The 15250-nt window shown below is 66.7% G+C and carries 13 protein-coding genes; 2 read left to right on the top strand and 11 right to left on the bottom strand.

All coding sequences use genetic code 11. The annotated features are described in order from the left end of the window. Window positions 1-7 precede the first annotated feature (7 nt). Complete coding sequence (locus tag G568_RS0112315; protein WP_026758326.1) at window positions 8-2032, top strand: capsular polysaccharide biosynthesis protein; 2025 nt, start codon at window positions 8-10, stop codon at window positions 2030-2032. Window positions 2033-2231: 199 nt separating this feature from the next. On the opposite strand, the gene ribD is transcribed toward G568_RS0112315, so the two are convergent. From ribD to G568_RS0112290, 5 genes are all read right to left on the bottom strand, one after another. Beyond that, window positions 2232-3344 (bottom strand): bifunctional diaminohydroxyphosphoribosylaminopyrimidine deaminase/5-amino-6-(5-phosphoribosylamino)uracil reductase RibD, encoded by a 1113-nt coding sequence (gene ribD / locus G568_RS0112310; protein WP_051202975.1) that lies wholly within the window; start codon window positions 3342-3344, stop codon window positions 2232-2234. Next, window positions 3341-3808, bottom strand: a complete 468-nt coding sequence (gene nrdR / locus G568_RS0112305) for a transcriptional regulator NrdR (protein ID WP_026758324.1) — start codon at window positions 3806-3808, stop codon at window positions 3341-3343. Before nrdR ends, ribD begins: the two co-directional genes overlap by 4 nt. A 141-nt stretch (window positions 3809-3949) precedes the next feature. Further along, window positions 3950-4423 (bottom strand): hypothetical protein, encoded by a 474-nt coding sequence (locus tag G568_RS19700; RefSeq protein ID WP_051202973.1) that lies wholly within the window; start codon window positions 4421-4423, stop codon window positions 3950-3952. A 62-nt stretch (window positions 4424-4485) separates the two neighbouring features. Further along, window positions 4486-4911 (bottom strand): secondary thiamine-phosphate synthase enzyme YjbQ, encoded by a 426-nt coding sequence (locus G568_RS0112295; RefSeq protein WP_037374091.1) that lies wholly within the window; start codon window positions 4909-4911, stop codon window positions 4486-4488. Continuing rightward, window positions 4911-6359, bottom strand: coding sequence for a DNA recombination protein RmuC (locus tag G568_RS0112290; protein WP_026758322.1), 1449 nt, complete (start codon window positions 6357-6359; stop codon window positions 4911-4913). The genes G568_RS0112295 and G568_RS0112290 overlap by 1 nt, the downstream gene beginning before the upstream one ends. Before the next feature lie 139 nt (window positions 6360-6498). Between G568_RS0112290 and G568_RS0112285 the strand changes: the two genes are divergently transcribed. Further along, a complete protein-coding gene (locus G568_RS0112285; RefSeq protein WP_026758321.1) occupies window positions 6499-6777 on the top strand; it encodes an acylphosphatase in 279 nt (92 codons plus the stop codon). A 169-nt stretch (window positions 6778-6946) separates the two neighbouring features. Here the strand turns inward: G568_RS0112285 and rpoD are convergent, their stop codons facing one another. The 6 genes from rpoD to G568_RS0112255 form a co-directional block, all read right to left on the bottom strand. Next, window positions 6947-8950, bottom strand: a complete 2004-nt coding sequence (gene rpoD, locus G568_RS0112280) for an RNA polymerase sigma factor RpoD (protein ID WP_026758320.1) — start codon at window positions 8948-8950, stop codon at window positions 6947-6949. Window positions 8951-9074: 124 nt separating this feature from the next. Next, window positions 9075-11054, bottom strand: coding sequence for a DNA primase (dnaG, locus tag G568_RS0112275; protein ID WP_026758319.1), 1980 nt, complete (start codon window positions 11052-11054; stop codon window positions 9075-9077). Between the two features lie 51 nt (window positions 11055-11105). Next, window positions 11106-11420 (bottom strand): hypothetical protein, encoded by a 315-nt coding sequence (locus G568_RS0112270; protein ID WP_026758318.1) that lies wholly within the window; start codon window positions 11418-11420, stop codon window positions 11106-11108. 39 nt (window positions 11421-11459) lie between these two features. After that, window positions 11460-12011, bottom strand: a complete 552-nt coding sequence (locus G568_RS0112265; RefSeq protein ID WP_026758317.1) for a sarcosine oxidase subunit gamma — start codon at window positions 12009-12011, stop codon at window positions 11460-11462. After that, complete coding sequence (locus G568_RS0112260) at window positions 12004-14940, bottom strand: sarcosine oxidase subunit alpha family protein (RefSeq protein WP_026758316.1); 2937 nt, start codon at window positions 14938-14940, stop codon at window positions 12004-12006. The genes G568_RS0112265 and G568_RS0112260 overlap by 8 nt, the downstream gene beginning before the upstream one ends. Continuing rightward, window positions 14937-15209, bottom strand: coding sequence for a sarcosine oxidase subunit delta (locus G568_RS0112255; RefSeq protein WP_026758315.1), 273 nt, complete (start codon window positions 15207-15209; stop codon window positions 14937-14939). The genes G568_RS0112260 and G568_RS0112255 overlap by 4 nt, the downstream gene beginning before the upstream one ends. Window positions 15210-15250 lie beyond the last annotated feature (41 nt).

Genomic DNA, 15250 nt, shown 5'->3' with positions numbered 1-15250 from the left:
CCGGGCTATGGCGCGCGCGGCCGATACCGGCACCACGGCCCGGCGGCTGTGCCACCTCAGCGGCGGCTTTCTGCGCCAGCGTCGCCTGCGCCGCATCCTGCAACTGGCGGGCTATGAGTTGCGCCTCGGCTGGCCCCGCGCCGGCGATCAGGTCGCGGTCTGGGGCCACGCGCCCCGCGCGCGGCGCGGCGAATGGCTTGCTTCGCGCACCGGCGCGCCGCTTGTGCGGATCGAGGATGCCTTCCTGCGCTCCGTGCATCCCGGACGCGCCCGCGGCGGCCCGCCCATCGGCCTGTTGCTGGACGAGCGCGCCATGCACTACGACCCGGCGCGCCCATCTAGGCTGGAGCGGATCCTGGCCGAGGACCCGCTTGACGATACCGCACTTCTGAACCGCGCGCGCGGCGCCATCGCCCGCCTGCGCGAGGCGGATCTGAGCAAATACAACGCCCACGATCCGGACCTGTCACCGCCGCCGCCGGGCTACGTCCTGGTAATCGACCAGACCCGCGATGACGCCGCCGTGCGGATCGGCGGCTCTGATGCCAACACGTTCCGCGAGATGCTGTATCACGCGCAAGCCGATCACCCTGGAACCCCCATTGTGATCAAAACGCACCCCGACACCGCCAGCGGCGCGCGCGCGGGCTACTTCGCCGCCCAAAGCGCCGAGGCCGACCCCGACCGCATCACCCTGTGCACCGCCCCGGTCAGCCCCCATGCCCTCCTCGAAGGGGCGGTGGCGGTCTATACCGTGTCCTCGCAAATGGGGTTCGAGGCGATCATGGCCGGGCACCGCCCGCATGTCTTTGGCCAGCCGTTCTACGCCGGGTGGGGTCTTAGCCACGATGCCCGCCCGATCACCCGCCGCCAGCGGAGCCTTACCCGCACGCAGCTGTTCGCGGCGGCGATGATCCTCTACCCGATCTGGTACGATCCCTGCCGCGACAGACTGTGCACGCTGGAGCAGGCGATTGACCAGTTAGACGCCGAAACCCGCGCCTGGCGCGAGGACCGGCGCGGCTGGCACGCGCGCGGCATGCGCCTGTGGAAACGCGGGGCGCTCAACCGCTTTTTCGGGCGCTACCGCGCAGTGCGCTTCGATCAGGGCAAGGGCGCGCCCAAGGACGGCCGCCGCCTGATGACATGGGCCGGACATACCGCCCCCGGAGACGGCGCCGTGCGCGTCGAGGACGGATTCCTGCGCTCCAGCGGCCTGGGCGCCGAACTGGTCGCGCCGCTATCGCTGGTTTGCGACGACCTGGGCATCTACTACGATCCCGCCCGCGAAAGCCGCCTGGAGCGGCTGATCGCGGCGCGTGCGGTCCTGCGCCCCGATCAGCAAACCCGCGCCGAGACCCTGGTCGCCGCCCTGCGCAGCGGCGGCGTCAGCAAGTACAACCTGCAAGGCGCGGCCTTGCCGCCGCTGCCCGACGGCCGCCGCATCCTGGTCGCCGGGCAGGTCGAGGATGACGCCTCGATCCGCGCTGGCGCCACCGGAGCGGTGCGCACCAACCATGACCTGCTGCGCGCCGCCCGCGCGGCCAACCCGGACGCGGTGATCCTCTACAAGCCGCACCCGGATGTCGAGGCGGGCCTGCGCCGCGGCGCCCTGCCCCCGGATGCGGCCGCGGGCCTGGCCGACATGGTGCTGCACCACGCCGATCCGGTCGCGCTCCTGCCCGAGGTGCAGGGCCTGTGGACCATGACCTCGCTGCTGGGTTTCGAGGCGCTGCTGCGCGGCGTGCCCGTCACCACCCTTGGCGCGCCGTTCTACGCCGGCTGGGGCCTGACCGATCACCGCGGCCCGGCCCTGCCGCGCCGAACGGCCCGCCCCGGCCTCGCGGGGCTGGCCCATGCCACCCTGATCGACTACCCGCGCTACATGGACCCGCTCACCGGCCTGCCCTGTCCGGCCGAAGTGATCGCTGAGCGCCTGCGCGACCGCGTCCACGCCCGCGGCGGCCTCGGGGTCCGGCTCCTGGCCAAGGCGCAAGGCGCGCTCGCCAGCCAAGCCCACCTGTGGCGCTAGAATAATCCAGCGGCGCGCGGCTACGCCGCGCTCATGCCTGTCTCGCCTGTGCCCTTCGGGCGCCGGCTCGGTCCGCCTCCGGCGGGAGTATTTAGGGCAAGATGAAGGATAGGGCAGCACGCCCCGTGCATCTTCTGGCCCAAAATATCCCGGGGGAGTCGCCCACCGGGCGGCGGGGGCAGCGCCCCCTGATCCCGGTTCAGCCGCGCCGCCAGCGGTGTAGCACGTCCGGCCCGATCGCACGGCTTTCCGCCAGCACCATCCGCGGCGCATCGGCGAGCCGTTCAAGCCCCAACGCGCCGATGCCCGGCTGCCCTTCGGCGCCGAGCGCGACACCGGCGGTGATGCATATAAGCTCGTCCACCAGCCCCGCCATCAGGAGCGAGGCCGCCAGCGCGCCACCGCCTTCGCAAAACACCCGTGTCAGGCCCTCGGCGCCAAGCGTGCGCAACATCGCCTCCGGGTCGATTTGCCGGCCGCCGGCCGCGCAGGGCAGCAGGCGCGCGCCCAGCCCCTCCCACGCGCCGCGCGTCATCGGGTCGGTGCGGTCGCCGTGGCACAGCCACAACGGCACCTGCCGCGCGCTTTGCGCCAGTTGCCCGGTCAGCGGCAAGTCCAGCCGCCGCGACGCCACCACGCGCACCGGCTGGCAGGGCACCGGGCCCAGGCCGCGCACCGTCAGCATCGGGTCATCCGCGCGCACCGTGCCCGCCCCCACCAGCACCGCGTCGTGGCTGGCGCGCATCGCGTGCACCGCGCGCCGCGCCTGCGGGCCGGTGATCCATTGGCTTTCGCCGGTTGCGGTGGCGATGCGGCCATCAACGCTGGTGGCCAGCTTGAGCGTCAGCCATGGCCGCCCCGCCTCGCGGCTGAGGAAAAACCCCGCCAGGTCATGCGCCGCGCGGTCGGCCAGTACGCCTGTGTGCACCTCGATCCCGGCCGCGCGCAACATCTCGAACCCGCGCCCGGACACGCGCGGATCGCTGTCCTGCAGCGGCGCCACCACGCGGGCGATGCCGGCGTCGACCAGCGCCTGCGCGCAGGGCGGGGTTTCGCCGTGGTGGGCGCAGGGCTCAAGCGTGACATGGGCGGTTGCGCCGCGTGCGCGCGCGCCGGCCTGCGCCAGCGCGGCCACCTCGGCATGCGGTCGCCCTCCCGGCGCGGTCCAGCCGCGGCCCAATATGCGCCCGTCCTTCTCAATGACGCAACCGACGGCGGGATTGGGCCACGCGTTGCCCTGTGCCCTCCGGCCCAGCGAGAGGGCCAGCGCCATGAAACGTGTGTCCGCATCGGTTGCTGTATCGGGGTTCATTCTTCGTGGGGCACGTCCGGGCGCAGCTCGGACACGAACTTGTCGAAATCCTCGACCGCTTGAAAGTTCTTGTAAACGCTGGCAAATCTCACATATGCCACGGTGTCGATCCTGGCCAGGCTTTCCATCACGATCTCGCCGATCACCTTCGAGGGGATGTCGGTGTCGCCCATGCTTTCAAGTCGGCGCACGATACCCGAAACCATCTGGTCGATCCGCTCGGGCTCGATCGGCCGCTTTTGCAGCGAAATACGCACCGATCGCTCCAGCTTATCGCGGTCGAAATCCTCGCGTCGGCCGTTGGACTTGACGACCACCAGATCGCGCAGTTGCACGCGCTCGTAGGTGGTGAACCGGCCTCCGCATGCCGGGCAAAACCGCCGTCGCCGGATCGAGACATGATCCTCTGCCGGACGTGAATCCTTGACCTGTGTGTCCATGTTTCCGCAAAACGGGCAGCGCATAGCCGATCCCCTTATTGTCGTCTCTGCCTCGGTGTCTGGGGTTCCTGCCCCAGTTATCCACAGGCACTATAGGCCAGCCGCAAGGTTTTGGGTAGGGGAGAAATGAAGCCTCTAGATAGGCGAGGCGCGCCGCGCGATCGATCAATCGCAAAGCGGGCAGACGGGCTTGTCCCGCAGGCCCCGGCACAGGTTGTGGGCGTGGCTTGTCGACAGGTTGAACCCCAGCCGAGACACCGACACCGTGAATACCCCCGCCTCGCCCGGACGCGGGCCCGCGCGCACCTTGGGCGTCGGGGCTACGGTAAACCCGACCCCTTTGCGCGCCGGCTCGTGCACGCTGCGCGACAAGGGGCGCGAGATGAAAATGCGGCGGCTGAAATCGGGACCAAGGCGCGCCTGCGCATACTCGGCAGCGGCGCACCATATCTCGCTCGGCCCCGCCCCGCGCGCGGCGACCACCTCGAACGCGCCCGCGCGCTCCAGCGCGTAAACGCGAAGCAGGTTCTTGGCGGTGAACCGGTCGCTGGCGCCCGCAGGCGCGGCCACGAATGCCGCGCATAGCACAGCCAGCAGGGCGGCGCGCATAAACGGCAATTTTGCTCGATCTGCGGTCATCGGCTGCGATCCTCGTCACTTTATTTCAAATCTAGCGGACGGATCCGCGCAGGCAAGGCGCATTACCCGCGCGACAGGTGTGCGGCGATCTGCCGCTTATGTGGGGCGCTGCGATGCTCGAACAGGTAAATGCCCTGCCAGGTGCCCAGCACCGCCCGCCCATCCGCCACCGGGATCGACAGGCTGACCGGCATCATCGCGGCCTTGATATGAGCGGGCATGTCGTCGGGCCCCTCGGAGCGGTGGCGCAGGTACCCCATTGCCGGATTATCGGCATGCGGCACCAGCCGGTCGAAAAACGCGCGTAGATCGGCCTGCACATCGGGATCGGCGTTTTCCTGTATCAGCAGGCTGGCCGAGGTGTGCCGAACAAACAGCGTCAGCACCCCGTCGCCGCCCTGCCCGCGTAGCCACTCGCGCACCCGCGGCGTGACTTCGTAAAGGCCGGCGCCCTGTGTGCCCACGGTGAATGTCGCCTGCTCCGGCATCACGCCTCCCCGCTCTCCTCTCGCTCCCCATCATCTCCCTGATCCTCGATCGCGCCGCCATCCTCGCTTTGTACGGCGATGCTCTTGCTGGTCTTGGCGCCAAGGCTGCGTAGCTTCTCGACCTGCCCGATCACGTTGCCCGATCCCGTCGATAGCCGGCTCATCGCGGTGCCATGCGCACGCGTCGCCTGATCAAGGCGCGTGCCCACCTCCTGCATTGCGTCGACGAACCCCGCCACCTTGTCATAAAGGCGCCCGGCGCGGTCGGCGATTTCCTCGGCGTTACGCGTGCGCCGCTCCACCGCCCAGACGTTTTCGATCGTGCGCAGCGCCATCATCAGGGTCGTCGGCGTCGCGATCGTCACATGCCGCTCCAGCGCATAGCCCGTCAGATCCCCCTGCGCGCGCAGCGCCTCCGACAGCGCCCCCTCGATCGGCAGGAACATCACCACGTAATCCACCGTTTCATCCGTGACCCGGTGATAGGCCTTCGACGACAGCCCGTCGATATGCGCCTTCATCGCCGTCAGATGCTGGCGCAGGGCAATCGCGCGCTCCTCGTCCGTTTCAGCATTCACCGCGCGTTCATACGCCACCAGCGACACCTTGGAATCGATCACAAGGCTTTTCGATCCCGGCAAGCGCACCACCACGTCGGGGCGATAGCGGCGCCCTTCCTCGTCGGTGGCATGGCTTTGGGTGAAATATTCCTCGTCCTCGCGCAGGCCCGACCGCTCCAGCAGGCTGGTCAGGATCATCTCGCCCCATGCGCCCTGCTGGCGCGTGTCGCCCTTCAGCGCGCGGGTCAGGTTCACCGCCTGGTCCGAAATCGCCTGCGACTTGGCCGATAGCTGCTCGATCTCGGTCTTCAGGCGCTCGCGTTCCTTGGCGGCGCCCTGATGGGCGTGGCGTAACTCCGTCTCGAACTTGCCGACATTCTCGCGCAGCGGTTTCAACAGCGCCTCAAGCCGCTCCTGGCTCAGCTTGGAAAGCGTCTCGCCCTGCGTCTTGACCGAATGATCCGCCAGCGCCTTGAACCGCGCCTCCATGTCCTCGCGTACCGATTTGAGCAGCTTGAGCTGCTCATCGCCGGCCTCGCGCTCTTTGTGAAGCGTGGTTTTCAACTCGCCTATGCGGGTGTCGCGTTCGGCGACCTGACGGCGTTCCTGCTCCAGCGCGCGGCGCTCGTCCTCCAGCGCGGAGCGCAGCTCCTCATGCGCGCGGCGGGCTTGTTCCTCTTGCTGAGCGCGATAGGCGGCGGCGTCCGCCTCGCGCTGCTCGGCGCCGCTGGCGCGTTCCTCCAAACGGGCCAACGTGACCTGCGCGTCGGCCAGGTCCGAGCGCACCGCCGCCACCCGCCGCAACGCCCACAACAGCGCCACCAACGCGACCACAACTGCCGCAAACAGGATCAAGGTCGTCGTTGAAAAGGTTGAAAAGTCAAGCATTCAATGTGATCCTTGGTTCAAGAGAGGACAGGATGTTCGCGTTCTGTCCCAAACGTCAACCCCTGATCGCCAAACAGGCGGTCATGCGTCCGCCGCGATCCCCCTCGCGCCGGCGCGCCCTATCGGAGGCAAGTACCCGATGACAGACATTTCCGCGAAGCAAGTGCAAATATCTGGCCGCGTACAGGGGGTCTCTTACCGCGCCTGGGCACAGCGCGCCGCACGCCGGCGCGGCATCAAGGGCTGGGTGCGCAACATGCCCGATGGCACTGTAATGGCGCATCTTGAGGGCCCGCAAGACGCCGTGCGGGGCCTGATAAACGACCTGCGCGGCGGCCCTGCAATGGCCAGTGTCAAGGATATCGAGCAATCCCCCGCCGCCCCAGAAGGCGCCGAAAGCTTCGAGGTGGTCGGCTAGGGAAATTTTAGGCAAATTGATCGCATTTTCCGGATCGGCGTCGCGACAGGGCAATTCACGCAAAACGCCCGCCTCTGATCCTGATTTCACAATGAAATCAACGGCTTAGCCTGTAGCGCCCACAGTGAAGCGCGCCGCCCCTCCCCAAGTGCCGGGAAGGGGCCCTTGATCACTGATCCAGGAAGGACCGCAACTTCCGGCTGCGGCTGGGATGCTTCAATTTCCGCAGGGCCTTGGCCTCGATCTGCCGGATTCTTTCCCGCGTCACACTGAATTGCTGGCCCACTTCCTCCAGCGTGTGATCGGTGTTCATCCCGATCCCGAACCGCATCCGAAGCACCCTCTCCTCGCGCGGCGTCAGGCTCGACAGTACCCGCGTGGTGGTTTCCTTGAGGTTGTCCTGAATCGCCGCATCCAGCGGCAGAACCGCGTTCTTGTCCTCGATGAAATCGCCCAGCTGGCTGTCTTCCTCGTCCCCGATCGGGGTCTCCAGGCTGATCGGTTCCTTGGCGATCTTCATCACCTTGCGAACCTTCTCCAGCGGCATCTGAAGCTTCTCGGCCAGTTCCTCGGGCGTCGGCTCGCGGCCGATCTCGTGCAGCATCTGGCGACCGGTGCGGACCAGCTTGTTGATCGTCTCTATCATGTGAACCGGGATGCGGATCGTGCGCGCCTGGTCGGCGATCGAGCGCGTGATCGCCTGCCGGATCCACCACGTCGCGTAGGTCGAGAACTTGTAGCCGCGGCGGTACTCGAACTTGTCCACCGCCTTCATCAGGCCGATGTTGCCCTCCTGGATCAGGTCCAGGAATTGCAGGCCCCGGTTGGTGTATTTCTTGGCGATCGAGATCACCAGCCGCAGGTTGGCCTCGACCATCTCTTTCTTGGCGACGCGCGCCTCTTTCTCGCCCTTCTGGACTTGCTGAACGATGCGTCGGAACTCGGAAATATCCAGACCCACATACTGCCCCACCTGCGCCATGTCGGCGCGCAGCGCCTCGGCCTTGTCGGTGGACCGCTCGATGAACGCCTGCCAGCCGCGCCCCGGCTTCTCGGCCATTCTCTCGAGCCAGTTCGGGTCCAGCTCGTATCCGCGGTAGCAGTCGATGAACTCGCGGCGGTTGATCCGTGCCTGGTCGGCCAGCTTCACCATCGCGCTGTCGATCTGCATGATGCGCCGGTTGATGCCGTAAAGCTGATCAATCAGCGCCTCGATCCGGTTGTTGTGCAGGTGCAGGTCGTTGACCAGCGCGACAATCTCGGCGCGCAGTTTCTGGTAGGTCGCCTCGTCCTTTTCCGAGAACGAGGAATCCTCGTTCAGGGTGGCGGAAATGCGGCTGTCCTGCATTTCCGACAGCATGGCGTAATCCTCGGCGATGCGGTCCAGCGCCTCAAGCACGCGCGGCTTGAGTGCGGCCTCCATCGCGGCGAGGCTCATGTTGGCCTGCTCTTCTTCCTCGTCGGTGTCGTCATCCTTGGCGATCGGGTTGCCGTCGGCATCGTATTCGGGCTGCTTCTCGGACTCGTCGCTGGCCGGGGCCGAGGTGACATTCGCCGCCTCGACCGGCGGGTCGACGGGCGCCACGCTCGTGTCGGCATCTTCACCCAGCTGGTTGCCGAAGGTGGCATCCAGATCGATCACGTCGCGCAGCAGAATGTCCTCGGACAGAAGCTCGTCGCGCCAGATCGTGATCGCCTGAAAGGTCAGCGGGCTTTCACACAGCCCCGCGATCATCGTGTTGCGCCCCGCCTCGATCCGCTTGGCGATGGCAATCTCGCCCTCGCGGCTCAGAAGCTCAACACTCCCCATTTCGCGCAGGTACATGCGCACCGGATCATCGGTGCGATCCATCTTGTCGCTGGCACCCGACGACAGCGCGACATCACGGTTGGACGAGGTTTCGACGATGGCGGTGGACTTGGAATCCTCTTCCTCGGCCTCTTCGTCCTCGATGATGTTGATGCCCATCTCGGACAGCATCGACATCACATCCTCGATCTGCTCGGACGACACCTGCTCGGGCGGCAACACCTTGTTTAGCTGATCGTAGGTGATGAACCCTTTTTCACGCGCCTCTGCTATCATCTTTTTGACGGCGTTCTGGCTCATGTCCAGCGAGACCTCGGTGTCGGAAACATCCGGTTGCGTGTTCTCGGCGTCTTTTGCGGCCATGTAATGCTCCTGCACGGGTGGCTGACTGGTGCTCAGGGTGATTCGTGACCCGAATCAATAACGCGCACAACTGATTCGCGCACTCGTTTACCCTGATTTCTTTAACGGTTCTCCATCAAAACCTCTAGCTCTTGGGTTTTGCGTGGCCAATTTGATCCAGTAACGCGTCCAGCGCGCTACGTTCGGTGCGACTGATTCGTGCCCCGTTGGGGCCGGTATCGTATTCGGTGCGATCCTCCTGTTGGCTGCGCAGCGCCCTGTTGCGCATTTCAGCCGCCTGATGCAGTCGCCAGGTCATCGCCTCATCGGCGAGGCCGGTTACATCCTCTTCCGCCTCGGCCACCTCGGCATCCAGCCCGCGCAGCGCGTCGATCTTGGCCAGTTCCTCGGCCACGGTCATGCGGGCCTTGTCGGCGTCACCGGGGCAGCGCACGGGCGGTGTAATGGCCACATGGGGCAACGACAGCAAGTTTTCAAGCGCATTATCACCCAAACGTTGCTTGATAGCGTCCCGCAACGGATCAGAGCCGGCCGCCGCAACCGCGCCGGCCGCGTGATCCAGTAGCAGATCGCGCATCGCCGCGTGCTCGGGCGCGCGGCATTCCATCCTGTCGAGCTGCGCCTCGAACTCAGGGATAACCGTGGGCGTGCACACCAAGGCCGCCAGGATCACGGCCTCGCGCAAGTGGTCCTGCGTGTGCTTGTCCCCCGACACCAGAAGCGAGGATTTGGTGCCCGGCATCGCCGGCGCCGGGGCGGAAATCCACGCGCCGCGCCCCCCGCCCCCCGGCCTACGGGGCGCCCCTCTCTGCGCACGGCGGGGGTTGAACAGTGTCCACCGCATTTCCTTGATCGCCTGGCCATAGTGGCTGCGCAGCGACGGATCGCGGATCTCGCGCAGCTTTTCGCGCAGGGCCTTGTCCAACGCGGCGCGCCGTTCGGGGCTATCGAAGTTGCGCCCCTCAGTCTCGCGTTGCCACAGCAGGTTGACCATCGGCATGGCCTGATCCAGCAGCGCATGCATGGCGCGCGCGCCGCCCGCGCGCAGCAAATCATCCGGGTCCTTGCCCGGCGGCAGGATCGCAAAGCGTAGCGATTGCCCCGCCTCCAGCAGCGGCAATGCCAAGTCAATCAGGCGATAAGCGGCCCGCAGCCCCGCCGCGTCGCCATCCAGCGCGATCACCGGCTCCTGCGCGATCCGCCAAAGCAGTTGCAACTGCGTCTCGGTCACCGCGGTTCCCAAGGGGGCCACCGCCGCACCAAAGCCCGCCTCGCCAAGCGCGATCACATCCATGTAGCCTTCGGCCACGATCAGGGGCTGGCCCTTGCCGGCTGCCTCGCGCGCGGGCCCGTGATTATAGAGCGTGTGCCCCTTGTCGAACAGCTCGGTCTCGGGGCTGTTGAGGTACTTGGCGTTATCAGTGGGATCCATCGCGCGCCCGCCAAAGGCAATGCAGCGCCCGCGCGGATCGCGGATCGGGAACATGATACGCCCGCGGAACGTATCATAGCGTCGATCGCCGGATTGCGCCGTTTTGGCCAACCCGCAATCGAGGATCAAATCATCGGACACCCCGGCGGATTTCAGGTGATCCCACAGCCCCTGCCAACTGTCGGGCGCAAATCCGATCTCAAATCTGTCCTGCGCGCCCTGATCCAGGCCTCGGCGCGCCAGGTACTCGCGCGCCTCTGTCCCTGCCTGTGTCTGCAACTGCATGCGGAAATGGCGCAGGGCCATCTCCATCACCTCGGCCAGTTGACTGCGCCGGTCGGCCTTTTGCTGTGCCTGTGGATCACGCGCGGGCATCGACATGCCCGCCTCGCGCGCAAGGATCTCGACCGCCTCCATGAAATCGACGTTTTCGGTTTCCCGGACGAAGGAAATCGCGTCGCCCTTGGCGTGGCAGCCAAAGCAGTAATAGAACCCCTTGCGGTCATCGACGTGGAAACTGGCCGTCTTTTCCTGGTGGAACGGACACGGCGCCCACATGTCGCCCTTGCCCTGGTTGGACTTGCGGGTATCCCAGATCACCTTGCGGCTGACCACCTGGCTTAGCGAGGTGCGGGTGCGCAGTTCATCAAGGAATCCGGGGGGCAGGCTCATGGCGCATAATATAGCCTCCGCGCCCCGGCTTGACCATGGGCCATGGCGCGGTCAGGCGTCATATCCCACGCAAGCCGCCTCGAAACTATCGGCCACGCCGGCGCCAAGCTGCTCTTGCGGCAGAGAATAAACCCAATCGGCAAGGACCGGCACCAGCGCGACATAACGGTCATCCATGTCGGCATGCGCCTCGCGCACCGTCGGGATCGCGTCCTGGACAGACGCACCATCGCTGCGCTGCGCCACCAGCCCACCAATCAGCGCGGCCTGTTGACTGCAACGCGCGGCCTTTTCCTCGTCGGTTTCGGCCTGCGCGGCGGGGGCACTCAGGATCAAGACCATACCGATCATTGCGAACCGCATCATTGGACACACCTGTTATCCGTTAATCTCCGCGTCTTGATGTCAGCCGCCAGCGCGCGCTGCAACCCCTTGCATGGCTGTTTGCACCTCTTCCACGAGGGTGCCGGCCATCGCCCGAAACACCATCACCTGGTAGCTCTGCGCGCCGATGCGGGTGATCGATGCGGGCATGTGCGCCACCTCGCTGCGCGCGGTGCGGCCGCGCTTGAACTGCCCCTCGCGCAAATCCAGCGGTGTCAGCCGCGCCAGCACGTCGCGCACGCCCGCCCCTTCGAGCCGGGCAACCGCCCAGGCATCCGACTGATCCACCAATGCCGCCCATTCGGCCAACGCCGGGGCGGCAGGCGGCCCCATAAGCAGGACATGCACATGCCCGAACCATAACGCCCGGCACCCTTCGCGCCCGGTGGCGCGTCCCGCGCGGGGCCAGGCGACACCATGCGCCTGCTTGAACGCGGAGGCCAACGCCTCGCCCTGCCCTTTTCGCGCGCTTAGCGCTGTCATCGCGCCGGTATCAACCTCGCTCAGGCTCAGCGCCCCCACGGTTAGCGGCAGCATCCCGTCAAAGGGGCTCTTGGCGGTTAGTTCAATCACGTGCGCGCCCTCCGTCCGGGTCAAAGAATGCTGGCGGGGTCACCTCGCACAGCGCCTCAACCCCGCGCAGGTGATCAACCATGCGGATCACGTCGCCATACCGATCAGACCCGCGTTTGAGAAAGCCCAGCCCAACGTAATGCCCCAGCGTCGGCGAAAACCCGACCGAGGTGACATAGCCCTGATCGTTCTCGCGCGTGGCCGCGTCTGCCTCGTCGAACAAATGCGCCCCCGCGGTCAATTGCTTGACCGCGCCAACCGGCTTCAACCCGACCAGCCGCTCGCGATCAGGCTCCGTCAGGCCGGGGCGGGCGGCGGCGGCCTTACCGATGCAGTCCTTATTCGCGCTGATCATCCGCTCCATTCCCAGGTCAAACGCCGTCGTGCGGCCATGCAGTTCGGCATGTGTCAGCAAACCCTTCTCCAACCGCAGCACATTGAGCGCCTCCATGCCATAGGCGCCGCCGCCCATTTCCTCGGCGCGGGCAACCAGCAGCCGGAACAGGCTTGCGCCATACCGGGCCGGCACGGCGATTTCATAGGCATGTTCCCCCGAGAACGATATCCGGAACAACCGCGCCGCGACACCGGCCAGCGTGACCGCCCCGCAGCCCATGAACGGAAAACCCTCGCCGTCAACGGGCATATCCAGCACGCCATTGAGCAGATCGCGCGATTTCGGCCCGGCGACCGCGAATTGCGCCCATTGTTCAGTGACCGAGATCATGGAAACATCCCAATCGGGGCACAGGCACTGGTGCACGAACTCCAGGTGCCGCATCACCTGTCCCGCGGCGGCGGTGGTGGTGGTCATCACGAAATGATCCTCTCCCAGCCGCGCGGTGGTGCCGTCATCCATGACATGCCCGTCCTCGCGCAGCATCACGCCATAGCGCACGCGGCCCACCTTCAGCGTGGAAAAGGTGTTGGTATAGACGAAGTCCAGGAACCGCGCCGCATCGGCGCCCTGGATATCGATCTTGCCCAGGGTCGAGACATCGGCAATGCCAACCGCCTCGCGCACATGCGCAACCTCGCGGTCGCACGACTGACGCCAGGTTGTCTCGCCCGCGCGGGGGAAAAACGACGGACGATACCACAGCCCCACCTCGATCATCGGCGCCCCCATGGCCAGCGATGCCGCGTGGCTTGTGGTCAGGCGGCGCGGCGCAAAGCCCTGCCCCTGCGCGCCCGCGCCCATGGCCGCGATCGGAACCGGCACGTAGGGCGGGCGGAAGGTGGTCGTGCCCGTTTCGGGTATCGAACGCCCCGTGGCATCCGCCAGAACCGCCAGCGCGCCAACGTTCGAGTTCTTGCCCTGGTCCGGCGCCATGCCCTGCGTGGTGTAGCGCTTCATGTGCTCGACGCTGCGAAAGTTCTCGCGCGCGGCAAGGGTCACATCCTTGACCGTCACATCGTTCTGGAAATCCAGCCAAGCGCGCCCACGCCCCGGCACCTGCCACAGCGGCCTGATCCTATAGGGCGCATCGCCCGCGTCAGGCACATCAGGAAGCTTTGCCGCCTTGAGGCCCAATTCCCCCAGCGCGTCTTGCGCAGCCTTGGCGCCGTCGCGCAGACAGGCATGCGTAGACATCGCGCCGGCGCAGGCCCCGGCCGCCGACATCCCCGGCACCATCCCGTCGCGCGGCACGAAGCCGGCGATCTCTTCGCTCCACTCGGGCCGCGCGCCCATATGACACGCCAGGTGCACCGACGGGTTCCAGCCCCCCGACATCGCCAGGCAATCGGCCTGTATCTTCTCGCGGCGGCCCGGCGCCACCTCGATCTCGACCGCCTCCAGCGCCTTGCGCCCACTGCTGCCGCAAACCTGCGCGCCGGCAAAGAACGGCACATCCAGATCGTTGCGCGCATCGGGGCGCGAATCCACCAGGGCAGCCACGTGCACTCCCGCCGCGACCAGATCGGCCGCCGTGCGGTGCGCGCCGTCGTTGTTGCCGAAAACGGCCACGCGGCGCCCCGGCGCAACCGCCCATCTGTTGATATATGCCCGCACTGCCCCGGCCATCATCACGCCGGGCCGGTCGTTGCCCGCAAAGGCCACAGGCCGCTCCAGCGCCCCCGCAGCCATCACCGCGCGCCGCGCCACGATCCGCCAGAAACACTCACGCGGCGCACCGGCGCGCGCCGCCACATCGGCTGGCAGCCGTTCCAACGCGCCATAGCTGCCCTGGTCATAGGCTCCGGTGACGGTGGTGCGTGTCATCACGCGTACGTTCTCCATCGCTGCCAACTCGGCTTCGACCTCTGAGGCCCACGCGTGGCCGGGCTTGCCATCCACGTCTTCGCGTTCGGCGTTCAACCGGCCGCCAACGCGCGTATCCTCGTCGGCCAGGATCACATCGGCGCCTGCGCGCGCCGCCACCAAGGCCGCCATCAACCCGGCCGGGCCGCCGCCGATCACCAGCAGATCGCAATGGACATGCGCCTTCTCGTAGGTATCGCTATCATGCGCGCCCGACAGCGCCCCCAGCCCGGCGGCGCGGCGAATGATGGGCTCATACAGCTTTTCCCAAAATGAGCGCGGCCACATGAATGTCTTGTAGTAGAACCCCGCGCTCAGAAACGGGGCGAACGCATCGTTCAGCGCCAGCAGGTCCCACTCCAGCGACGGCCACGCATTCTGGCTCCGGGCGACCAGCCCCTCGTGCAGTTCCAGCATCGTCGCCCGCAGGTTCGGCGCCTGCCGTCCGCCTTGCCCCACGGTGACCAACGCGTTTGGTTCCTCCGACCCCGCCGTCAGCACACCGCGCGGGCGGTGATACTTGAATGAGCGGCCCATCAACCGCACCCCGTTGGCCAGCAGCGCCGACGCCAGCGTATCCCCCGCCAGACCCTCGTAGTGACGCCCGTCAAAGCTGAAACGCACCACCTGATCGCGATCGATCAATCCCCCCTTCGGCAGCCTCATGATCCCGCCTCCTGCACGCGCGACGCCAGGTCGCTTGCCAGCATTTCATGCGTGACCGTATCCCGCGTGACCACCAACCATGCACCGCAGCCGGCCTCGTGATGCCACATCTCGCGCACCGGCCCCGCCGGGTTGTCGCGGTTGTGAAGGTAATCATCCCACGCCTGCGCCGCGGCATCGGGCGCGGGACGGTCAAGGGCCACCGCCGCACCCTGGTAGTAGAACTCGCGCCGGTCGCGTTCGCCGCAAATCGGACAGCTGATCCTCATGCGCTCCTCCTGCGCTTCATCTTGCTGTAAATACTCAAGAT

This window comes from Sediminimonas qiaohouensis DSM 21189 (genome assembly GCF_000423645.1).
GTDB lineage: Bacteria > Pseudomonadota > Alphaproteobacteria > Rhodobacterales > Rhodobacteraceae > Sediminimonas > Sediminimonas qiaohouensis.
This window is presented reverse-complemented; position numbering and strand designations above follow the sequence as displayed.